Genomic DNA, 21,244 nt, shown 5'->3' on the forward strand with positions numbered 1-21,244 from the left:
CTTAGAGTATAACATAAGAAGTTTCCCTCTGGTTCTTTTTCATGTTTTAATTCTCTTTCTCAAAATTCTAACCCAAAATGAACTTTTCAGATAGTTTTACATATGTTATAATGATAAGGACTAAAAGAAGATTTTAGAGGGAAATATGACTGAAAAAAATAACTTTGAGAAAGGCAACAGCAGTCTTTCAAACCATAAAATGAAAAAAGGCACTTCTAAGAATTCATGGAAGCATCAAATGTATGAGCTAGAAATTGCCATTGCTAAAGAGTCAAGTAACAAAAGAAGAAATGAACTCATTAAAATCCATAATGGCTATATGAGTGAGTATGATAGCTTAAAGAAACAAATCATTTGGTTAGCCGTATTAGGAATTTGTTTCTTATTAGTATTGGTAGTTTTTGGTTATTTTATCTGGAATAGTTACAATAGTGAGAATATGTCTTATACATCATCTTGGCTTCAAGAGAAAGTACTGAGCACCTATAGAGCTTAGTGTCCTAATCCTAGTAAATAATAGAGTCTCTAGACAAAAGTCTAGGGATTTTTTGTTATAAAAAAGGATTTATCAGGTTTATATATAGTTATTAGCTATAACAATATCTAAACAAAAGGAGATAACGGGAGCTGGAAAACCTTTGTTTTATAGGTTATAGTCTAAAACTATATATAGAGAAAACTAATAGCAATTATACAGACACCCATTTCTTTGGTAAGATAAGTTCAACAACAAAGAGGAGGACACAAGATGTCAACTACTATCATTGGTTTCCCACGTTTGGGTGAATTCCGCGAATTAAAATTTACAACAGAAAAATACTTTAGAAATGAAATTACTGCAGATGAACTTTTAGCAGCAGCCAAAGACTTGCGTGCAAAACACTGGAATATTGTTAAAGAGAAAGGTATTAGTGAAATTCCTTCAAATGATTTTTCACATTACGATAACTTCCTTGATGCAGCTTTCCTTTTCAACGTCGTACCTGAATCTGTTCAAAACTTGAATTTGACAGATCTTGAACGTTACTTTGCTTTGGCGCGTGGTTACCAAGGTGAAAAAGGGGATGTACGTGCCCTTCCTATGAAAAAATGGTTTAACACTAACTACCATTACATCGTTCCTAAATTTGAAAAAACAACAGAAGTTAAACTTGCTGGTCACAAGATTTTTGATGAGTATCAAGAAGCTAAAGAATTGGGCCTTAACACACGTCCAGTTGTCGTTGGACCATTTACTTTCCTTCAATTATCTGACTTTGAAGATGGTGTGAAAGCAGAAGACTTTGTAGATAGCTTTGTGGCAGCTTACCAAGAAGTCTTTGCTAAATTGGCAGAACTTGGTGCTACACGTATTCAACTCGATGAGCCAGCCCTTGTTAAAGATTTGTCAGCTGAAGAAAAAGCTCTCTTCTTGAACCTCTACAACAAACTCTTGGCTGATAAAAAAGGTCTTGAAGTCTTGATCCAAACTTACTTTGGTGACGTTCGTGATGTCTACAATGACCTTGTGAACTTGCCAGTTGATGGTATTGGTCTTGACTTTGTTGAAGGTAAGAAAACACTTGAATTGGTTAAAGGTGGTTTCCCAGCTGATAAGACTCTCTATGCCGGTATCGTCAATGGTAAAAACATCTGGCGTAACAACTACGAGAAGAGTCTTGCAATTCTTGAACAAGTGCCAGCTGAAAATGTTGTTTTGACAACATCTTGCTCACTTCTTCATGTACCATTTACAACTGCTAATGAAGAATTTGAACCAGCTATTTTGAACCACTTTGCTTTTGCAGTTGAAAAATTGGACGAATTGCGTGATTTGGATGCTATCCGCAATGGTCAAGGTGAAGAAGCCCTTGCTGCTAACAAAGAACTCTTTGCGACTGAGCGTGTTGGTGAAAATGCTGAACTTCGTGCCCGTATTGCTGGCTTGACTGAAGCTGATTACACTCGTTTGCCAGCATTTGCAGAACGTGAAGCGATTCAAAAAGATGCTTTCAAACTTCCATTGCTTCCAACAACAACTATCGGTTCATTCCCTCAAACTAAGGAAGTTCGTGCCAAACGCTTGGCTTTCCGTAAGAATGAATTGTCACAAGAAGAATACGATGCTTTCCTTGCTGAAATCACTGATGAATGGATTAAATGGCAAGAAGAAGTTGGATTTGACGTGCTTGTACACGGTGAATTCGAACGTAACGACATGGTTGAATACTTCGGTCAAAACTTGTCAGGTTACCTCTTCTCTAAAAACGGTTGGGTGCAATCATACGGTATGCGTGGGGTTAAACCACCAATCATCTGGGGTGATGTGACTCGTCTTAACCCAATCACTGTGAAATGGTCTAGCTACGCACAAAGCCGTACTGACAAACCTGTTAAAGGTATGTTGACTGGACCTGTTACTATCCTTAACTGGTCATTCCCACGTGAAGACATCTCTATCAAGGATTCAACTCTTCAAATTGCTCTTGCAATCAAAGATGAAGTTCTTGACCTTGAAGCTGCAGGCGTTAAAATTATCCAAATTGACGAAGCTGCTCTTCGTGAAAAATTGCCACTCCGTCGTAGTGACTGGTATGAGGATTACCTCGACTGGGCAATTCCAGCCTTCCGTTTGGTTCACTCAACTGTAGCACCAGACACACAAATCCACACTCACATGTGTTACTCAGAATTTACAGATATCATCCCAGCTATCGACAACTTGGATGCTGACGTTATCTCATTTGAAGCTAGCCGTTCAAATCTTGAAATCTTGGACGAACTTAAAGCTCAAAACTTCCAAACAGAAGTTGGACCTGGGGTTTACGATATCCACTCACCACGTGTTCCACAAGACGGTGAAATTGACCACACTATCGAAGCAATCTTGGCTAAAGTACCAAGCGGTAAAGTATGGATCAACCCTGACTGTGGTTTGAAGACTCGCGGAATCAAAGAAACTAAAGAAAGCTTGATCAAGCTTGTAGAAGCTGCAAAAGCAGCTCGCGAAAACTTGTAAGCAGAAGTTATCATATGTTGAAGACCTTCTTCCTTAAGTGTAGAAGGTTTTCAATAGCGAATAATGTTCTAAAGATTTTTGCAAGCAGGCTATGATTAACAAGTGTTTAACTGTACTCATGAAGTCAGTAGGCACTTAAAACAGCTTTCGTCTTAACAAAAATCTAAAAAGAAGAAGGTAAACTAATATGACAAGCCAAACACCATCACTCTCTTTTGAAGTCTTTCCACCTAACCCAGCAGTAGGTAACGAAAAAATCCTACGTGCCCTTGAGGATATGCAAGGATTGGCTCCACACTTTATCAGTGTTACAGCTAGTAATAACAAATATAATATCAAAGAGACGACGGTTCCTTTGGCGGATCATATTCAAAATGACCTAGCTATCCCAACGATTGCCCACCTTCCAGCTATCTATTTGAGTAAAGAAAAGGTTGCTGATACCTTACGTGACTTGGATGCTGTTGGTGTACACCGTATCTTAGCCCTACGTGGCGATATCATTCCAGGTGTGGAACCACTTAAAGACTTTAGATATGCCACTGATTTGATTGAATTTATCAAGGACCAAGCTCCTCAATTTGATATCATCGGTGCCTGCTATCCTGAAGGGCATCCAGATTCGCCAAATCAAATCTCTGATATCCAAAACCTTAAGAAAAAGGTTGATGCAGGTTGTTCTAGCCTTGTAACTCAACTCTTCTTTGACAATGAACGTTTCTATGATTTTCAAGATAAATGTACCTTGGCTGGAATTGATGTACCAATTCATGCGGGTATTATGCCTATTTTGAATCGTAACCAAGCCCTACGTTTGCTTAAGACTTGTGAGAATATCCATTTGCCACGTAAGTTCCGTGCCATTTTGGATAAGTATGAGCATGATCCTGAGTCACTTAGAGCGGCAGGTCTTGCCTATGCTATTGACCAGATTGTCGACCTTGTTACTCAAGATGTTGCAGGCGTTCACCTCTACACCATGAATAATGCAGAAACTGCTCGTCATATTCACGAAGCTACTCATTCCTTGTTTAAGCATCATTCACAAGTTAGCGCTCTATAATTGAATCATAAAACTACCACCTATAGTTTAATCTATAGGTGGTTTCTTGCTTCTAGTAGTAAAAAAGATAGCTTGCTTCCGTAATCACAGTTTTGTCGATTTAAAAAAGACTTAGAGCTTAGCTCTAAGTCTTAAATATTATTCGCCTACGAAAGCATTGATTTCTGCTTCGATATTTGCAATTTTTTCTTTGGCATCTGCTTCAGATTCACCAACTGTAGCGATGTAGAATTTGATTTTTGGTTCTGTACCTGAAGGACGAACGGCAAACCATGAATCATCAGCCAAGATGTATTTAAGCACGTTACTTGGAGGAGTTGTCAATTTTTCAACGCCGTCAGCAGTAGTAGCTGTTTGTTCCAAGAAGTCTTCTGTCTTAGCAATGTCTGTGTTGTTGAATTGTTTAGGAGCATTGCCACGGAATTTATCCATGATTTTCTTGATTTCAGCAGCTCCGTCAACACCTGAAAGGGTAACAGAGATTGTTTTTTCTGCGAAGTAGCCGTATTGTTTGTAAATTTCTTCGATACCATCTGCCAAAGTCATGCCACGTGAGCGGTAGTAAGCAGCGATTTCAGCAACGATAAGAACGGCTTGGATAGCATCTTTGTCACGTACGAATGGTTTGATGAGGTAACCGAAGCTTTCTTCGAAACCAAGCATGTAAGTGTGGTTGTGTTGTGTTTCAAATTCATGAATTTTTTCACCGATAAATTTGAAACCAGTCAAGACATTAAACATAGTTGCGCCGTAGCTTTCTGCAATCTTAGTAACCAACTCAGTTGATACGATTGATTTACAGAGGGCAGCATTGGCAGGAAGGGTACCAGCTGTTTTGTGAGCTTCAAGAATGTATTTAGCGATAATCGCTCCGATTTGGTTACCTGAAAGGTTGAGGTAAGAACCGTCTGGTTGGCGAATTTCAACACCGAGACGGTCAGCATCTGGGTCAGTTGCAACCAATACGTCAGCGTCTACTTTGCGACCAAGTTCTTCAGCAAGAGCAAAGGCTTCTTGACTTTCAGGGTTTGGAGATTTAACAGTTGAGAAGTCAGCATCTGGAACAGCTTGAGCTTCAACAACTTGAACTGCTTCAAATCCAGCTTGAGCAAGAGCACGACGAGCCAACATTTCACCAGTACCATGAAGTGGAGTGTAGACAATCTTCATGTCACGACCGTATTCATTGATCAAGTCTTGGTTGATGTTAACACCTTTCACTTCTTTCAAGTATTCAGCGTCGACATTTTCACCGATAACTTCAATCAAGCCGTTAGCTTTGCTTTCTTCAAGGTCAGCTAATTGTACAGTGAAAGGATTTTCGATAGCACGGATGTAATCTGTCAAAGCATCGGCATCTGCAGGTGGCATTTGTCCACCGTCTTCACCATAAACCTTGTATCCATTAAACGGAGCAGGGTTGTGGCTAGCTGTTACCATGATACCAGCAAATGTGTGGAGATGACGAACAGCAAATGACAATTCAGGTGTTGGACGTAGGCTTTCAAATACATAAGATTTGATACCGTGTGCAGCCAAAACTTGAGCAGATTCAAAAGCAAACTCTGGAGAGAAGTGACGGCTATCATAAGCAATAGCAACACCACGTTTTTTAGCTTCTTCCCCTTTTGAGTCAATTAATTGGGCCAAACCTTCAGTTGCTTGGCGAACAACGTAAATGTTAATGCGGTTAGTACCGGCACCAATCAATCCACGCATACCAGCTGTACCGAATTCAAGGTTGGTATAGAAGGCATCTTCTTTCGTTTTTTCATCCATTGCGACCAACTCATCACGAAGGTAAGCAGGCAATTCAGCAAAGTCGAGCCATTTTTGATAATTTTCAGTGTAAGACATAGCAATCTCCTTTATATTTTTAAACGCTTACATTATACCATAATTAAAGAAAAAAAACATGGTAATTACCATGTTTTTTCTTTATTTTTTCAATCGCAGTAACACTGGTGTGATACTTAGAGTTAACAGACCAGCGATAATCATTTCAGCAATCGAATTTGTTGTGAAAATGGTTGCCATTAGTGTTTTGCCACCTGCTGTGTAGAAGTTAGGAATTAGGAAGTAGATACCAAGAAGTACAAAAAATGTATTAGTGAAAGCACCTAAAACCCCAGATAGAGCCAGACCTAGACGGTTTTGAAGTAATTTGTAGACAAAGTAAGGGAAAATACCGATCAGGATACGAGGAACGATGGCAATGACTGCAGATGCCCAAGTTCCCCCTTCAACAAAAGGACTAAAGAGATAGCTACTAACCGTATAGATAACAGTGTTTCGAATAATACTCATAATTCCCATGAAGCCACCCAAATAAGCTCCAATTTTAGGACCGTAGACGATGCTAGCGATAATAACTGGGATATGGGTTAGGGTTGGTTTGATTGGAAGTACAAAAGCAGCAAAGATGGTTTGACTGAGTACTTCGATTACAACCATTGTAGCTATCAAGAGGGATAACTGAGCCGTTTGGTTTGCTTTATTTTTCTTATTCATCATAAACTCCTTTTTATTCTCTGCAAGGCTATTTTGTTAAAGCATTGTCAATGGATTCAATAATGTCATCAATATCAGCTAAGGCACCACGTCCTGTATCTCCACAAGCCAGTAAACCTGATTTTGGAAGAATTTCTTGGTAGCCAAGGTCATGCAAAGTATCTAGATTCTTCTTAGTCAGTGGATTTTCATACATTTTCGTATTCATTGCAGGGGCAATTAGTTTAGGTGTGGTGCTAGGTAAAGCTAAAGCAGTAGCAGTAAGCATATTATCGGCTAGACCATGTGCTAATTTGGCAATGGTATTTGCTGAAGCTGGAGCTACAACAAAGAGGTCAGCTTCTTTACCTAAGTCAATATGATTAATACGTTCAGCCAATTTTTCTTCCATGACATCAGTGTGAACAGGATTCTTCGAAAGGACTTGAAGTGTCAGAGGGGTGATAAAGGCTTGAGCAGCTTCAGTCATAATGACGTGAACGTCATAACCTTTTTTCTTTAACCTACTTGTTAGATCAGCTGCTTTATAGGCGGATATTGATCCTGAAACAGCAAGGATGATACGTTTAGTCATGGCATATCCTTTCAAATAAAGCTTGAGCAATTGCAGATTTAGTCGTAACTTTCTCCTCGTTTTTTTCGTCAACAAGATAGGCAATATGCTGATCTGGAGTAATATCACTCAAGTCGTTGGCAACAATAATATCAGCTTTGTTGCGTTTCAGACTTGCACGAGCAACCTCAAAAAGCTCTTCTTTTCTTACATTAACCAAAAGTTTGAAGCCAATCAATTGAATATCAGGATTCCATTGTTTGACGAGGCTAATGATCTTCGGTGTTTTTTTTAGAAAAAGAACCTGATAATCAGAAGCCGATGATATCTTGCTTTCAGTGTTAGATTTATGCAAGAATTGAGCGAGATCTTCGGTGTCCTCCAGTTCAGCAAAATCCGTCATATAAATAGGAGTATAATCAGAGACTGCCATACTATGTATAAGAACATCGTGCTCTTTGACGAGTGGCTCCATCTTTCTGAGAAGACTTTCTACGTTCGTAATTTCTGTAATCTTTAGATTTTCTTTCGGTTCTGGTTTAACCGCTGTCTTGGTCGTTACTAAGGTTACTTGGTGACCCTTAGCCAAGAAAAGTTCAGCGATTTCCTTTCCTAGATAACCTGTTGAATGGTTTGTGATTCCACGTACAGCATCAATCTTTTCAGTGGTACCACCCGATGTAATCAAAATTTTCATAGTAGTATTGTACTAAAAATTGAGTCTTTAGTAAATATATAGTAGGTATTTTTGGGGTGTACCCCTATAAATTAAAGTTATAACGATTTATAACAAAACAAAAACCGAACATTGAAAAGTAATTAACCAAAAATAATGCGTTTTTTATCAAACTCTGATATAATAGATTCTAGAAAAATATAGAGGAGTGTCTCATGAAAACAGATATCGAAATTGCTCAAAGTGTAGAATTAAAACCAATCACAGAAGTAGTTGAAAAAGTTGGAATCGGCTTTGACGATTTGGAACTCTACGGAAAATATAAGGCAAAATTGTCATTTGATAAAATCAATGCAGTCAAAGACAATAAGCCAGGAAAATTGATTTTGGTGACAGCTATCAACCCAACACCAGCTGGTGAAGGGAAATCAACCATGTCAATTGGTCTTGCAGACGCTCTTAACAAAATTGGTAAGAAAACAATGATTGCCCTTCGTGAACCATCTCTTGGTCCGGTTATGGGAATCAAAGGTGGTGCTGCAGGTGGTGGTTACGCTCAAGTGCTTCCGATGGAAGATATCAACCTCCACTTCACAGGGGATATGCACGCTATTACTACAGCAAATAATGCTTTGTCAGCCCTTCTTGACAACCATATTCATCAAGGAAATGCTCTCGGCATTGACCAACGTCGTATCATTTGGAAACGTGTGGTTGACCTTAATGACCGTGCACTTCGTCATGTAAATGTTGGTCTTGGCGGACCACTTAATGGTATTCCACGTGAAGATGGTTTTGATATTACTGTTGCGTCTGAAATCATGGCGATTCTTTGCTTGGCTACTGATATTAATGACCTTAAAGAACGTTTGGCTAACATTGTAGTTGCCTACCGTTATGACCGTACACCAGTTTATGTACGTGATCTTGAAATTGAAGGTGCGCTTACCCTTATTCTTAAAGATGCCATCAAACCTAATTTGGTACAGACAATTTATGGAACACCAGCCTTGGTACACGGTGGTCCATTTGCCAATATCGCTCACGGATGTAACTCAGTTCTAGCTACAGCTACAGCTCTTCGTTTGGCTGATTATACGATTACTGAAGCAGGTTTCGGTGCTGACCTTGGTGCTGAAAAATTCCTTGATATCAAGACTCCAAACCTCCCAACAACTCCTGATGCCGTTGTTATTGTTGCGACACTTCGTGCCCTCAAAATGCACGGTGGGGTAGCCAAAACTGACCTCTCTGAAGAAAATGTTCAGGCCGTTCGTGATGGCTTCGCAAACTTGAAACGTCATGTGGAAAACGTTCGTAAATTTGGTCTTCCAGCAGTCGTTGCTATTAACGAATTTGTTGCTGATACTGAAGCTGAAATTGCAGCCCTTAAAGAACTTTGTGCAGAAATCGATGTTCCTGTTGAATTGGCTAGCGTTTGGGCTAATGGTGCTGATGGTGGTATTGACCTTGCCAACGCAGTAGTTGATGCTGTTGAAAATGGTAATGCCAACTATAAACGTCTTTATTCTGATGATGATAGCTTGGAAGAAAAAATCACTAAGATTGTTACTGAAATCTATGGTGGTAAATCAGTTGTCTTCGAGAAAAAAGCTAAGAACCAACTCAAACAATTTGCAGAATTCGGTTGGGATAAATTGCCAGTATGTATGGCCAAAACACAATATAGCTTCTCAGATAACCAATTCTTACTTGGAGCACCAGAAGGTTTTGATATCACTATTCGTGAATTTGTTCCTAAAACAGGTGCTGGATTTATCGTAGCTCTTACAGGTGACGTCATGACAATGCCTGGTCTTCCAAAAGCACCAGCAGCCCTCAAGATGGACGTAGCTGAAGACGGAACAGCTGTTGGTTTGTTCTAAGAAGAAATATCGATATAAAACAGTACCTATTGGTGCTGTTTTTTGTTTGAGTTATGAAAAACTTAAGGAAAGTTTAGTAGACTAAATCTAAATAAAAGAAGATCAAAGCACTAGATGATTACGTCTATTTTAGATATAATGATAAAACTTAGTCAAAGTGTTATTTGTATCTTTGACACCTAACAAGGGGGATAACTATGATTAAAATACTACTAGTAGAAGATGATTTGAGTTTGTCGAACTCAGTTTTTGATTTTTTAGATGACTTTGCTGATGTGATGCAAGTCTTTGATGGAGATGAAGGTCTCTACGAAGCTGAAAGTGGCGTCTATGATTTGATTCTTTTAGACCTTATGTTACCTGAAAAAGATGGTTTCACGGTTCTTAGAGAATTACGTGAAAAAGGTGTAACAACTCCTGTACTTATCATGACGGCTAAGGAAAGTCTAGATGATAAGGGTCATGGCTTTGAACTGGGTGCAGACGACTATCTAACCAAACCTTTCTATTTAGAAGAGTTGAAGATGCGTATTCAAGCACTTTTGAAACGATCTGGTAAATTTGACCAAAACACACTTTCTTTTGGGGATGTTCGTGTCAATCTTGCTACAAATTCAACCTTTGTGGGGGATAAAGAAGTAGAACTTCTTGGTAAAGAGTTTGATTTATTAGTTTACTTCTTACAAAATCAAAATGTCATCTTGCCTAAGTCACAAATTTTTGACCGTCTTTGGGGATTTGATAGTGATACCACGGTATCAGTTGTCGAGGTTTATGTTTCTAAAATTCGTAAGAAACTTAAAGGAACAGACTTTGCTGCCAATCTCCAAACCTTGAGAAGTGTGGGGTATATTTTGAAGAATGCTGACTAAATTTTTCAATTATCTCTTTAGGAGAATCAAGTCAGACGGATTTAAGTCGTTCATTCATTTCTTTGCCACTTTTTCTGGTATTTTCCTTATCATGACTGTCATGATTTTGCAGATTCTGAGTTACGGCGTTTATTCCAATGTGGACTCTAGTCTGAAAATGGCAGCCACTAAAACCAATTCTTATTTAGAAATGGAAATGCTAAAACGGGAACTTTTTCTGACTTCTGAGGTAGATCAAAATAATACGACAACCATTTACCAAGCCTATGATACTAAAGGGGCGACAACTGAAACATCTGACTCGAGTGACTCTAAGAAAGAACCTAAGAAGAAATCAAAAATTGAAGATGCCCCTCACGATTTATCTGTTGCGGCAAATACTAGTGTCTTGGTACTTGATAAGAATGGAAAAGTCCTTAATGTCGTTGATAAATTTTCAAGCTTATCCAATTTACCAATAGACAAAAATAACATTGATGTTATCAGCAAGGGAAGTGCTCAGAATTATTTCGATCAAACGGAAAAGTACCGTCTGATTACTGAAAAAGTAGATAATAGCCTCTATCCTGATGCTAAGTACCTTGTTATTGCGATTAATACAACTCAATTGGAAGAAGCCACTGAACGTTATGTTAAGCTAATTGTCATTATGATGAGTTTCTTCTGGCTTTTATCTGTTGCGGCTAGTATGTATTTGGCTAAGTGGTCAAGACGTCCTATCCAGGAAAGCTTGGAGAAGCAGAAGGCTTTTGTTGAGAATGCTAGCCATGAGTTACGGACACCGCTTGCTGTGATTCAAAACAGATTAGAAGTTCTTTTCCGCAAGCCTGAGAGCACCATTCTAGATAATTCAGAGAATATTGCTTCAAGTCTTGATGAAGTACGCAACATGCGTCTTTTGACGACTAATCTTTTGAACTTGGCTCGTCGTGACGATGGTATTAAACCAGAAATCGAAACCTTAGAACCTGCTTTCTTTGATACAGTCTTTACCAACTATGCCATGATTGCAGAAGAAAATGAGAAAGGTTTCACGGCTCAAAACCAAGTTGGTCGTCCAATCAATACTGATAAAACACTGTTGAAACAGTTAATGACCATATTATTTGATAATGCTATCAAATATACGGAAGAGGATGGACATGTGACCTTTACTGTTCGCACTAATGACCGCCATCTTTATATTACTGTTGCGGATAATGGTCCTGGTATAGCAGATAGTGATAAGAAAAAGATTTTTGATCGTTTCTATCGAGTAGATAAGGCAAGAACCAGACAAATAGGTGGGTTTGGACTCGGTTTATCTCTGGCACAACAAATAGTACTAGCCTTAAAAGGCACAATCATTGTTAAGGATAATCAGCCAAAGGGAACAATTTTTGAAGTAAAAATTACTGGAGTCTAAATTTGACCATAAAAAAACCTGCTAGCTTAAAAACTAGCAGGTTTTTATGTTGAAGAGTAATAAAAAAACTCCTAATGGAGCTTTTAATTAGTTAGCCAATTTAGCTGCAAGACGTGATTTATCGCGGCTTGCTTTGTTTTTATGAATCAAACCTTTAGAAGCGGCTTTATCGATGCTAGCTGATGCTGCACGGTAAGCTTCTTCAGTTGGGTTAGCGTTGAATGCTTTAATAGCAGTACGCAAAGCTGATTTTTGAGCTGAGTTTTTTTCGTTTTGTTTAACGTTAAGTTCAGCGCGTTTGATAGCTGATTTAATATTTGCCAATGTTTTCACCTCCAAAATTTATCTAACTATGTCATTATACGTTATTTTAGGCCCCTTGGCAAGCTTTTTCTATTTTTTTAAGTGGATGAAGTCGATTTTATGATTGTCTCCCTTGTGAAGAATCAGTTCAGCTCGACTTCGTGTAGGTTCGATATAATTTTCCAGGTTAACCAAATTGATATCACGCCAGGTTTTTTGTGCTAAAGATAAAGCTTCATCCTTACTAAATTTAGTAAAACGATGGTAGTAGTTGTTTTCATCTTTTTTGGCAAGCTCAAGAAGGGTTTGAAAACGTTCAAGATACCAGGATTCGATATTATTAACTTCAGCGTCAATGTAGAGAGAAAAATCAAAATAGTCACTCATGTAAAGTCGTTGGTTAATAGGGTTCTGGAAAACATTAATCCCTTCGACAATTAGAAAATTGGGCTGTCTGATTTCTTGGGTAAGTCCTGGTACAATATCATAAATTTCATGAGAGTAAACAGGAATATTGACATCACCACCATTTTTTATAGTATCTAAAAAGTTGAGAAGAAGTGGCATATCGTAGGACTCAGGGAAGCCCTTACGATTAAGGATGCCTTTTTCTTTCAAGGTTTGGTTAGGATAGAGAAAGCCATCAGTTGTCACAAGTTCAACATTAGATTGGGGAAAGGTACGCTGCAACAAGAGTTGAAGCAAACGACTGGTAGTGGATTTGCCAACAGCAACTGAACCAGATACCCCAATAATAAATGGACGGTTAGTCTGTGATTTTTGTAAAAAGATACTCTTAGAAAAGGTCAGATCATTGGCAGTTTTCTGATAGATACGAATGAGATTGATAAGAGGAAGATAGATGTCACTAACTTCTTGCACATCAATCTTATCATTAAGGCTTCGAATGGAATCCAGTTCTTCTGCAGTCAATGGGGCATTGTCCTCTTTATGAAGGCGTTGCCATTCCTTGCGTGATATCGTTTCGAAATTGATAAATTCATTTAGCATAAATAATATTATAGCAGAAAAAAAGGTCGAATGTAAGCCTTGTCATTTCACTAGCCTTACTTTAGTATTTATGATACGATAAAGAAAAAGTACTATCTAGAAGGAAAAAATAATGTCAAAAATGTATTATGCTGAGACGCCAGATGCGGCTCATGATATTCATGATTTAAAGGTTAATTTATTAGGAGAAAGTTTTCAGTTTTATACAGATGCTGGGGTTTTCTCTAAAAAAATGATTGATTTTGGGAGTCAAGTGCTTTTGAGTGCATTAGATTTGGAAGCTGGCAAAACGCTTTTAGATGTGGGTTGTGGCTATGGTCCTCTCGGTATCAGTTTAGCCAAGGTCCAAGGAGTTAAAGTCACTATGATTGACATCAATAGTAGGGCGATTGATTTAGCTAAACAAAATGCTCAACGAAACAAGGTTGAAGCTACTATCTTCCAATCAAATATCTATGAAAATGTCACTGGAAGTTTTGACTATATTATTTCTAATCCACCTATCCGTGCGGGCAAGAAGGTGGTTCATCAAGTGATCGCGGAGGCATATGATTATCTCAATCAAGGTGGTAACCTAACTATTGTTATTCAGAAAAAACAAGGTGCTCCGTCAGCTAAGGCTAAGATGGAGGATGTGTTTGGTAATGCTGAAGTCGTTAAAAAGGCTAAAGGATATTATATCCTTAGAAGTGAGAAATTATGAGAACAGTTGATTTAATTGAAAAGAAAAGAGATGGTGGCGAGTTAAGCACAGAGGAAATTTCATATCTCATTAATGGCTATGTGTCTGGGGAAATACCAGACTATCAGATAGCTGCTTTGGCGATGGCGATTTATTATCAAGGTATGTCTATTCGTGAAATCCATGATTTGACCACTGATATGGTTGCTTCAGGTGAACAATATGATTTGTCAGAAATTCCAGGTGTTAAGGTAGATAAACATTCGACCGGAGGCGTTGGTGATAAGGTAACCATCATTCTGATGCCGCTTGTAGCTAGCTTTGGTGTTCCGGTGGCTAAGATGAGTGGTCGTGGTCTCGGACACACGGGTGGAACGATTGATAAATTAGAGTCTATCAAAGGCTATCAGGTTGAGCGTAGCAAGGAAGAATTCATTGAGCAAGTTAAAGACATTGGAATTTCCCTCATTGGTCAGTCTGAGCATTTGGTTAAGGCTGACAAACTCTTGTATGCTCTACGTGATGTGACTGCAACAGTAGATTCTATTCCTCTAATTGCAAGCTCTGTCATGTCTAAAAAAATTGCAGCAGGTGCGGATAAGATTTTGCTGGATGTTACCGTTGGTCAAGGGGCTTTTATGAAAAATATGTCTGACGCTGAGAAGTTGTCTGAAACCATGGTTGCACTAGGTCATGAGGTCAATCGTGAAACGATTGCAGTTATTACAGATATGAGTCAGCCACTAGGTAAGGCTATTGGTAACCGTTTAGAAATCACTGAGGCTATTGAAATTATGCAAGGTAGGGGACGTGAAGATATCACTGACTTTATCTGTGAGTTGGCTGAGATTCTATTAGATTTAGCTCAGGTTGAAGCTAGCCAGGAAGAGATTCGTCAGCACTTAGTGAGTGGACAAGCCCTTGCTAAGTTTGAAGAACTCATTCAAGCTCAAGGTGGTGATTTGACCGATCTTTATCGTCATAGCAGTGCGCCTGTCGTGACAGATATTCATGCTCATGAAACAGGTTACATTAAAGAGTTACCTGCTATGGCATTTGGAAAATTTGCTATGCAATTAGGAGCAGGTCGAGCTACGAAGTCAGATAGTCTTAATTATGAGACAGGAATTGTATTTGAAAAGAAAGTTGGCGATTCTGTGACTCAGGGAGACCTTATTGCCAAGGTCTATAGCCAAGAAATTTTATCTGAAAAAATGCTGACTGAATTCGAAAAAAATGTTATTATGGGTAGTGAATGTAAAGAAACGACAGAAATATTAAAGATAATTCGCTAACCCTTAATTTAATTCTAATCAAGGAGTTTGTTTATGTCTGTTAATAGCTATATTGACCATACCTTACTAAAAGCTGATGCTAATAAAGAACAGATTCTTTCCTTAATTGATGAGGCTAAGAAGTATGAGTTTGCCAGCGTCTGTGTTAATCCAACTTGGGTCAAAACGGCAGCTGAATTGCTAAAAGATAGTTCTGTTAAAGTTTGTACGGTTATCGGTTTTCCTTTGGGAGCATCGACTTCTGCAGTTAAGGCTTTTGAAGCCAAGGATGCTATTGCCAATGGGGCGGATGAAATTGATATGGTAATCAATATCGGTGCTCTTAAATCTAGAAATCTTAAATTAGTTGAAGACGATATTAAAGCTGTTGTTGAAGCTAGTGGAAGAAAACTTGTGAAGGTTATTATTGAAACTTGTCTATTGACTGATGAAGAAAAGGTCGAAGCTTGCCAATTAGCAAAACTGGCAGGTGCAGATTTTGTGAAGACATCTACAGGGTTTTCTACTGGTGGTGCTACCATTGAAGATATTGAACTTATGCGAGAAGCTGTTGGTCCTATTATGGGAGTCAAGGCATCTGGTGGAGCACGTACACTTGAGGCGGCTAAAGCCTTTATCAAAGCTGGTGCAACCCGTATTGGTACTTCGTCAGGAGTGGCCATTATGAAAGGTCAATAAAGCCATGACAGTTACTAACAAAGAGAAAGTGATAGAAGCAGCTCGATTGGCAGCAGAAAATGCCTATGTTCCCTACTCTAAGTTTAGAGTTGGTGCGGCTTTGATTACAAAAAATGGAGAAATCTTTCAAGGCTGCAATATAGAAAATGCCTCTTTTGGATTGACCAATTGTGCAGAAAGAACGGCTATTTTTAAAGCGGTATCTGAAGGACACCGTGATTTTGAGTGTCTCGCTGTTTACGGTGATACCAAAGAGCCTATATCACCATGCGGTGCATGTCGCCAAGTGATGGCTGAGTTTTTTAAATCCGATTCTAAAGTGATTCTTATCGCTGAAGATAAATCGACAGTCGAGATGACAGTCGGAGAGTTGTTACCATACTCTTTTACAGACTTACAATAGTCTAGTTGTTTTATTCTTTATTAAGCAAGTTTTCTTGCAAGTTATAGGAGGAGTGTTCAAGATGAAATTGAACAAGAAAATTATCGGTCTTGGCCTTGTTGCTGTAGCAGCACTTGGTCTTGCAGCATGTGCTCGTGGCGGACGCGGTGGATCATCAGCTGATTCTAAAGTTAAAGCTGCTATCGTTACAGATACTGGTGGGGTAGATGATAAATCATTTAACCAATCAGCATGGGAAGGACTCCAAGAGTGGGGTAAAGCTAACAAACTTAAAAAAGATTCTGGCTTTACTTACTTCCAATCAAACTCAGAGTCTGACTTTGCAAACAATATGTCAGCCGCTCAAAGCCAAGGTTACAACCTCATCTTTGGTGTTGGTTTTGCCCTTCATGATGCTGTTTCAGATGCTGCTAAGGAACATGAAGATGTTAACTACGTAATCATTGATGATGTTATCAAAGACCAAAAGAATGTTGAGAGCGTTTTGTTTGCCGATAACGAAGGTGCTTACCTTGCAGGTATCGCAGCAGCAATGCAATCAAAAACAAATAAAGTTGGTTTCATTGGTGGTCAAACATCAGATACAATTACACGTTTTGAAGCTGGTTTTACAGCAGGTGCCAAATCAGTAAAACCTGACATCGACGTACAAGTTCAATATGCTGAATCATTCTCAGACGCTGCTAAAGGTACAACAATTGCTTCAACTATGTATGCTTCAGGCGTTGACGTAATCTACCAAGCTGCTGGTGGTACTGGTACTGGTGTTTTCACAGCTGCTAAAGAAGTTAACGAAAAACTTGATGCTGAAAGCGATAAGAAAGTATGGGTAATCGGTGTTGACCGTGACCAAACAGCAGAAGGTAATTATACATCTTCAGACAAGAAAAAATCTAACTTTGTTTTGACTTCAACAATCAAACAAGTTGGTACAGTTGTTAAAGATATTGCTAACGGACAAGTCAAAGGCGATAAATTCGAAGGTGGTAAAACTAAGACTTACGGTATCAAAGACGGTGGTGTTGACATTGTAACGTCTAATCTTCCTTCAGATATCAAGGATGCAGTAGAAAAAGCTAAAGAACAAATCAAGAATGGTGAATTGAAACCAACTGATGGTCTTAGCAAATAATAGTTAAGTATAAGTCTTTATAGAACTTAGACTGAGACAAATTTTTGTCTCAGCAAAGGGAAGCAGATAATGATCCCCTTTGCTGAAATAAAAATTATTCTTGGAAGGAGATTGTATGACGAAGCCAAATGTCATTGAGATGCACGATATTACCAAAAAATTTGGTGAATTCGTGGCAAATGACCATATCAATCTTGATGTGAGACAAGGAGAGATCCATGCCCTCCTCGGTGAAAATGGTGCAGGTAAGTCAACTTTAATGAATATGCTTTCAGGTCTTTTGCAACCTACGAGCGGTACCATTAAGGTTAAAGAACAAGAGGTGACGATTGATTCACCATCTAAAGCAACGAAACTGGGGATTGGGATGGTTCACCAACACTTTATGTTGGTTGAAGCTTTTACAGTTGCTGAAAATATCATCCTAGGTAGTGAGGTAACTAAAGCTGGTGGCGTCCTTGATATGAAGAAGGCTATTAAGGAAATTACTGAACTCTCTGAAAGATACGGTCTTGCGGTAGATCCAACTGCCAAAGTTGCAGATATCTCTGTTGGTGCTCAACAGCGTGTTGAAATCCTTAAGACTCTGTATCGTGGGGCTGATATTTTGATTTTCGATGAGCCGACTGCGGTATTGACTCCGTCTGAAATTACTGAACTTCTAAACATTATGAAGACCTTGGTTAAGGAAGGCAAGTCGATTATTCTGATTACTCATAAGTTGGATGAAATTCGAGCAGTTTCTGACCGTGTCACTGTCATTAGACGTGGTAAATCAATTGATACGGTAACGATTGAAGGGTCAACAAATGCTGACTTGGCCGAAATGATGGTTGGCCATCAGGTTTCCTTCAAGACAGAGAAAATTCCTTCAAATCCAAAAGAAGTTGTTCTTTCTATTAAAGATTTGGTGGTTAACGAAAACCGAGGAATACCTGCTGTAAAAAATCTGTCATTAGATGTTCGTGCTGGTGAGATCATCGGTATTGCCGGTATCGATGGCAATGGTCAGACAGAACTTGTCCAAGCGATTACAGGACTTCGTAAAGTTAAGTCAGGTGATATTACCATCAAGGGTGAATCGATTATTCATAAGACAACTCGTCAGATTACTGAAATGAGTGTTGGTCATATTCCTGAAGATCGTCACCGTGATGGTATGGTCCTTGAAATGACAGTTGCTGAAAATATCGCTCTTCAAACCTACTACAAAGAGCCAAATTCTAAGAATGGTATCTTGAACTATAATGTCATCAATGCTAAAGCGCGTGAATTGATGAAAGAATTTGATGTTCGTGGTGCAGGAGAGTTAATTGCTGGTGGTGAATTGTCAGGTGGTAACCAACAAAAAGCTGTTATTGCTCGTGAGATTGACCGTGACCCAGAACTTCTTATTGTAAGTCAACCAACTCGAGGTCTTGACGTTGGTGCCATTGAGTACATCCGTAAACGTATTATCGCAGAACGTGATAAAGGTAAGGCTGTGATTGTTGTCAGCTTTGAATTGGATGAAATTCTTGATATGTCAGACAGAATTGCGGTTATCTATGATGGTGCAATTCAGGGAATTCTAGATCCTGCTGAAACGAATAAGCAAGATCTTGGTATTCTTATGGCTGGTGGACAATTGAATAAGGAGGAAGCAAATGTCTAAAAAAGTACAAAATTGGGCAGTTCCTTTAATTGCTGTCCTCTTAGGAATGCTGATTGGAGCCGTTTTGATGTTGATTTTCGGTTACGATCCATTCTGGGCTTACTATGATCTTTTCACAACGGCCTTCGGCTCATTGAAAAATATTGGTGAAATTCTTCGTGCCATGAGTCCGCTGATTCTGATTGCACTAGGATTCTCTGTTGCATCTAAGGCAGGTTTCTTTAACGTTGGTTTGCCAGGACAGGCCTTGGCGGGATGGGTTTCTGCCGTATGGTTTGCATTGTCATTCCCTGACTTACCAAAGGTGATTTCAGTTATCTGTACAGTCATTATCGGTCTGGTTGCAGGTGGTATCGCTGGGGCTATTCCAGGTATTCTCCGTGCTTACTTGGGAACTAGTGAGGTCATTGTTACCATCATGATGAACTACATCATTTTGTATGTAGCAAACAATATTATTCGCTTTGGGTTTACAGCTGATATGTTGCGTTCTTCAGAAGCTTCTAACAAGGTTGTAGCCTCAGCTAGTTATCAAACAGAGTACTTATCTCAAATAACTGGTGGTTCGCGTTTCAATATTGGTTTCTTCCTGGCTCTTGCGGCTGCCTTCTTAGTTTGGTTCTTGCTTAAGAAAACAACAACTGGTTTTGAAATTACATCTGTAGGTCTTAACCCTCATGCATCTGAATATGCAGGGATGTCATCAAAACGTGTTATTATCATGTCTATGATTATTTCAGGTGCCCTTTGTGGACTTGGAGGAACAGTAGAAGGACTTGGTACCTTCCAAAATGCCTTTGTTCAAAACTCTTCATTGGCAATTGGTTGGAACGGTATGGCGGTTGCTCTTTTGGCTACTAATTCACCTATTGGTATTCCGTTTGCTGCCCTTCTTTATGGTGTCTTGTCTGTAGGTAAGAGTGGTATGATTGGTGTGCCTCCTGAAGTTATCGACGTTGTATCTGCTTTGATTATCTTCTTTGTCGGTGCTAACTATATTATTAGATATTGGGTTCGCCCTCGTCAAAAGTCAGTGAAAGCTAAAGGAGGACAAAACTAATATGGACTTCATTACAATTTTAGCCTTGATTGTTGCCTCTATGCTGAAATACTCAGCACCATTGATTTTCACAAGTATCGGTGGTACTTTCTCTGAACGAGGCGGTATCGTAAATGTCGGTCTTGAGGGAATAATGGTTATTGGAGCCTTCGCAGGTGTTCTCTTTAACTTGAATTTTGCAGATAGTTTTGGTGATGCAACTCCTTGGATTGCCGCAATTGTAGCAGGTCTTATTGGTCTTGTTTACTCATTGCTCCACGCGGTTGCGACCATTAATTTCCGTGCGGATCATGTTGTCTCTGGTACGGTATTGAACTTGATTGCTCCATCTTTAGCAGTCTTTCTGACACGTGTTATCTTTGGTGCCGGCCAAACACCAGCTATTAGTCATAACTTTAAAACTGTATCATTTCCAATTTTAAGCCACATTCCAATCTTGGGTAAAGTCTTCTTTACGAACGTTTCCTTGATTGCATATGTAGCGATTTTGGTTTCAGTTGTGTCATGGTGGGTCATCTTCAAGACTCGTTTTGGTTTGCGTCTTCGCTCAGTAGGTGAGCACCCACAGGCAGCGGATACACTTGGTATTAACGTTTACCGTATGCGCTACTATGGTGTCATGATTTCAGGATTCCTTGGTGGTGTTGGTGGTGCAGTTTATGCTCAATCCATCTCTAACAACTTTGCTATTACGACGATTGCAGGTCCTGGTTTCATCGCCTTGGCTGCTATGATTTTTGGTCGTTGGAATCCAGTTGGGGCTATGCTCTCAAGTTTATTCTTCGGTTTGTCACAATCATTGGCAATCATTGGAAAACAGCTTCCACTTATTTCACATGTACCAAATGTGTATTTGCAAATTGCACCATATATCTTGACAATTATTGTCTTGGCTGCTTTCTTCGGTAAAGCCGTTGCACCTAAATCAGATGGTGTTAACTACATCAAATCTAAATAAACACACTACAGTGTTTCAGATAAGAAGGTCTATCGACCTTCTTTTTTATTCGAGAAAAAAAGCTTGTCAGTACTTACTAAAGTAGGTGTCGACAAGCTTTTGTT

The 21,244-nt window shown here is 39.1% G+C and carries 20 protein-coding genes; 14 read left to right on the forward strand and 6 right to left on the reverse strand.

All coding sequences use genetic code 11. From position 1 onward, the window contains the following. Positions 1 to 145 precede the first annotated feature (145 nt). The 3 genes from ADH51_RS07030 (at position 146) to metF (ending at position 4,061) form a co-directional block, all read left to right on the forward strand. Positions 146 to 496: a hypothetical protein gene (locus ADH51_RS07030; RefSeq protein ID WP_002891145.1), complete on the forward strand. Its 351-nt coding sequence runs from the start codon at positions 146 to 148 to the stop codon at positions 494 to 496. A gap of 252 nt (positions 497 to 748) precedes the next feature. Further along, positions 749 to 2,998 (forward strand): 5-methyltetrahydropteroyltriglutamate--homocysteine S-methyltransferase, encoded by a 2,250-nt coding sequence (gene metE, locus ADH51_RS07035; protein ID WP_048675534.1) that lies wholly within the window; start codon positions 749 to 751, stop codon positions 2,996 to 2,998. 187 nt (positions 2,999 to 3,185) lie between these two features. Beyond that, positions 3,186 to 4,061 carry a methylenetetrahydrofolate reductase [NAD(P)H] gene (gene metF / locus ADH51_RS07040; protein WP_048675536.1) on the forward strand — a complete coding sequence of 292 codons (876 nt, stop codon included), beginning with the start codon at positions 3,186 to 3,188 and terminating at the stop codon, positions 4,059 to 4,061. Positions 4,062 to 4,199: 138 nt separating this feature from the next. Here the strand turns inward: metF and ADH51_RS07045 are convergent, their stop codons facing one another. The 4 genes from ADH51_RS07045 to ADH51_RS07060 form a co-directional block, all read right to left on the reverse strand. Further along, on the reverse strand, positions 4,200 to 5,918 hold the full coding sequence (locus ADH51_RS07045) for a phospho-sugar mutase (protein WP_048675539.1): 1,719 nt from the start codon (positions 5,916 to 5,918) through the stop codon (positions 4,200 to 4,202). Between the two features lie 81 nt (positions 5,919 to 5,999). Further along, positions 6,000 to 6,572 (reverse strand): ECF transporter S component, encoded by a 573-nt coding sequence (locus ADH51_RS07050; protein ID WP_021144028.1) that lies wholly within the window; start codon positions 6,570 to 6,572, stop codon positions 6,000 to 6,002. 28 nt (positions 6,573 to 6,600) lie between these two features. Further along, positions 6,601 to 7,146, reverse strand: a complete 546-nt coding sequence (coaC, locus tag ADH51_RS07055) for a phosphopantothenoylcysteine decarboxylase (RefSeq protein WP_004182014.1) — start codon at positions 7,144 to 7,146, stop codon at positions 6,601 to 6,603. After that, positions 7,139 to 7,822: a phosphopantothenate--cysteine ligase gene (locus ADH51_RS07060; RefSeq protein ID WP_002891136.1), complete on the reverse strand. Its 684-nt coding sequence runs from the start codon at positions 7,820 to 7,822 to the stop codon at positions 7,139 to 7,141. Before ADH51_RS07060 ends, coaC begins: the two co-directional genes overlap by 8 nt. 194 nt (positions 7,823 to 8,016) lie before the next feature. Here ADH51_RS07060 and ADH51_RS07065 point away from each other — a divergent pair, with 194 nt between their 5' ends. The 3 genes from ADH51_RS07065 to ADH51_RS07075 all read left to right on the forward strand — a co-directional run bounded on the left by ADH51_RS07065 (position 8,017) and on the right by ADH51_RS07075 (position 11,964). Beyond that, the gene (locus ADH51_RS07065) at positions 8,017 to 9,687 is read left to right on the forward strand and encodes a formate--tetrahydrofolate ligase (RefSeq protein WP_048675542.1); all 1,671 of its coding nucleotides are present in this window, start codon (positions 8,017 to 8,019) and stop codon (positions 9,685 to 9,687) included. A gap of 197 nt (positions 9,688 to 9,884) precedes the next feature. After that, entirely contained in the window at positions 9,885 to 10,559 is a 675-nt protein-coding gene (locus ADH51_RS07070) for a response regulator transcription factor (protein ID WP_002891134.1), read from the forward strand. Next, positions 10,549 to 11,964 (forward strand): sensor histidine kinase, encoded by a 1,416-nt coding sequence (locus tag ADH51_RS07075; protein ID WP_048675545.1) that lies wholly within the window; start codon positions 10,549 to 10,551, stop codon positions 11,962 to 11,964. Before ADH51_RS07070 ends, ADH51_RS07075 begins: the two co-directional genes overlap by 11 nt. Positions 11,965 to 12,051: 87 nt before the next feature. Here the strand turns inward: ADH51_RS07075 and rpsT are convergent, their stop codons facing one another. Both rpsT and coaA read right to left on the reverse strand, forming a co-directional pair. Further along, entirely contained in the window at positions 12,052 to 12,288 is a 237-nt protein-coding gene (rpsT, locus tag ADH51_RS07080) for a 30S ribosomal protein S20 (protein WP_004182129.1), read from the reverse strand. A gap of 69 nt (positions 12,289 to 12,357) precedes the next feature. Continuing rightward, complete coding sequence (gene coaA / locus ADH51_RS07085) at positions 12,358 to 13,278, reverse strand: type I pantothenate kinase (RefSeq protein ID WP_013990467.1); 921 nt, start codon at positions 13,276 to 13,278, stop codon at positions 12,358 to 12,360. 112 nt (positions 13,279 to 13,390) lie between these two features. On the opposite strand from coaA, the gene ADH51_RS07090 reads away from it, so the two are divergent. The 8 genes from ADH51_RS07090 to ADH51_RS07125 all read left to right on the forward strand — a co-directional run bounded on the left by ADH51_RS07090 (position 13,391) and on the right by ADH51_RS07125 (position 21,140). After that, the gene (locus ADH51_RS07090) at positions 13,391 to 13,981 is read left to right on the forward strand and encodes a class I SAM-dependent methyltransferase (RefSeq protein WP_048675548.1); all 591 of its coding nucleotides are present in this window, start codon (positions 13,391 to 13,393) and stop codon (positions 13,979 to 13,981) included. Then, positions 13,978 to 15,255, forward strand: a complete 1,278-nt coding sequence (locus tag ADH51_RS07095; protein ID WP_048675551.1) for a pyrimidine-nucleoside phosphorylase — start codon at positions 13,978 to 13,980, stop codon at positions 15,253 to 15,255. Before ADH51_RS07090 ends, ADH51_RS07095 begins: the two co-directional genes overlap by 4 nt. A gap of 33 nt (positions 15,256 to 15,288) precedes the next feature. Then, a complete protein-coding gene (gene deoC, locus ADH51_RS07100) occupies positions 15,289 to 15,933 on the forward strand; it encodes a deoxyribose-phosphate aldolase (RefSeq protein WP_014634599.1) in 645 nt (214 codons plus the stop codon). 4 nt (positions 15,934 to 15,937) lie between these two features. Beyond that, positions 15,938 to 16,336 carry a cytidine deaminase gene (locus ADH51_RS07105; protein ID WP_021144038.1) on the forward strand — a complete coding sequence of 133 codons (399 nt, stop codon included), beginning with the start codon at positions 15,938 to 15,940 and terminating at the stop codon, positions 16,334 to 16,336. Positions 16,337 to 16,403: 67 nt separating this feature from the next. Next, the gene (locus ADH51_RS07110; RefSeq protein WP_342585657.1) at positions 16,404 to 17,468 is read left to right on the forward strand and encodes a BMP family protein; all 1,065 of its coding nucleotides are present in this window, start codon (positions 16,404 to 16,406) and stop codon (positions 17,466 to 17,468) included. Between the two features lie 115 nt (positions 17,469 to 17,583). Further along, positions 17,584 to 19,122 (forward strand): ABC transporter ATP-binding protein, encoded by a 1,539-nt coding sequence (locus ADH51_RS07115; protein ID WP_004184111.1) that lies wholly within the window; start codon positions 17,584 to 17,586, stop codon positions 19,120 to 19,122. Further along, complete coding sequence (locus tag ADH51_RS07120) at positions 19,115 to 20,182, forward strand: ABC transporter permease (protein WP_048675557.1); 1,068 nt, start codon at positions 19,115 to 19,117, stop codon at positions 20,180 to 20,182. Before ADH51_RS07115 ends, ADH51_RS07120 begins: the two co-directional genes overlap by 8 nt. Position 20,183: 1 nt before the next feature. Next, positions 20,184 to 21,140: an ABC transporter permease gene (locus ADH51_RS07125; RefSeq protein WP_048675563.1), complete on the forward strand. Its 957-nt coding sequence runs from the start codon at positions 20,184 to 20,186 to the stop codon at positions 21,138 to 21,140. Positions 21,141 to 21,244 lie beyond the last annotated feature (104 nt).

The sequence above is a fragment of the Streptococcus sp. 449_SSPC genome, assembly GCF_001073005.1.
Taxonomy (GTDB): Bacteria; Bacillota; Bacilli; order Lactobacillales; family Streptococcaceae; genus Streptococcus; species Streptococcus salivarius_F.

Excerpts from the sequence above, each read along its gene's own strand:
- ADH51_RS07030 (WP_002891145.1), top strand. The coding sequence starts at position 146 with ATGACTGAAAAAAATAACTTTGAGAAAGGCAACAGCAGTCTTTCAAAC.
- metE (WP_048675534.1), top strand. The coding sequence starts at position 749 with ATGTCAACTACTATCATTGGTTTCCCACGTTTGGGTGAATTCCGCGAA.
- metF (WP_048675536.1), top strand. The coding sequence starts at position 3,186 with ATGACAAGCCAAACACCATCACTCTCTTTTGAAGTCTTTCCACCTAAC.
- ADH51_RS07045 (WP_048675539.1), bottom strand. The coding sequence starts at position 5,918 with ATGTCTTACACTGAAAATTATCAAAAATGGCTCGACTTTGCTGAATTG.
- ADH51_RS07050 (WP_021144028.1), bottom strand. The coding sequence starts at position 6,572 with ATGAATAAGAAAAATAAAGCAAACCAAACGGCTCAGTTATCCCTCTTG.
- coaC (WP_004182014.1), bottom strand. The coding sequence starts at position 7,146 with ATGACTAAACGTATCATCCTTGCTGTTTCAGGATCAATATCCGCCTAT.
- ADH51_RS07060 (WP_002891136.1), bottom strand. The coding sequence starts at position 7,822 with ATGAAAATTTTGATTACATCGGGTGGTACCACTGAAAAGATTGATGCT.
- ADH51_RS07065 (WP_048675542.1), top strand. The coding sequence starts at position 8,017 with ATGAAAACAGATATCGAAATTGCTCAAAGTGTAGAATTAAAACCAATC.
- ADH51_RS07070 (WP_002891134.1), top strand. The coding sequence starts at position 9,885 with ATGATTAAAATACTACTAGTAGAAGATGATTTGAGTTTGTCGAACTCA.
- ADH51_RS07075 (WP_048675545.1), top strand. The coding sequence starts at position 10,549 with ATGCTGACTAAATTTTTCAATTATCTCTTTAGGAGAATCAAGTCAGAC.
- coaA (WP_013990467.1), bottom strand. The coding sequence starts at position 13,278 with ATGCTAAATGAATTTATCAATTTCGAAACGATATCACGCAAGGAATGG.
- ADH51_RS07090 (WP_048675548.1), top strand. The coding sequence starts at position 13,391 with ATGTCAAAAATGTATTATGCTGAGACGCCAGATGCGGCTCATGATATT.
- ADH51_RS07095 (WP_048675551.1), top strand. The coding sequence starts at position 13,978 with ATGAGAACAGTTGATTTAATTGAAAAGAAAAGAGATGGTGGCGAGTTA.
- deoC (WP_014634599.1), top strand. The coding sequence starts at position 15,289 with ATGTCTGTTAATAGCTATATTGACCATACCTTACTAAAAGCTGATGCT.
- ADH51_RS07105 (WP_021144038.1), top strand. The coding sequence starts at position 15,938 with ATGACAGTTACTAACAAAGAGAAAGTGATAGAAGCAGCTCGATTGGCA.
- ADH51_RS07115 (WP_004184111.1), top strand. The coding sequence starts at position 17,584 with ATGACGAAGCCAAATGTCATTGAGATGCACGATATTACCAAAAAATTT.
- ADH51_RS07120 (WP_048675557.1), top strand. The coding sequence starts at position 19,115 with ATGTCTAAAAAAGTACAAAATTGGGCAGTTCCTTTAATTGCTGTCCTC.
- ADH51_RS07125 (WP_048675563.1), top strand. The coding sequence starts at position 20,184 with ATGGACTTCATTACAATTTTAGCCTTGATTGTTGCCTCTATGCTGAAA.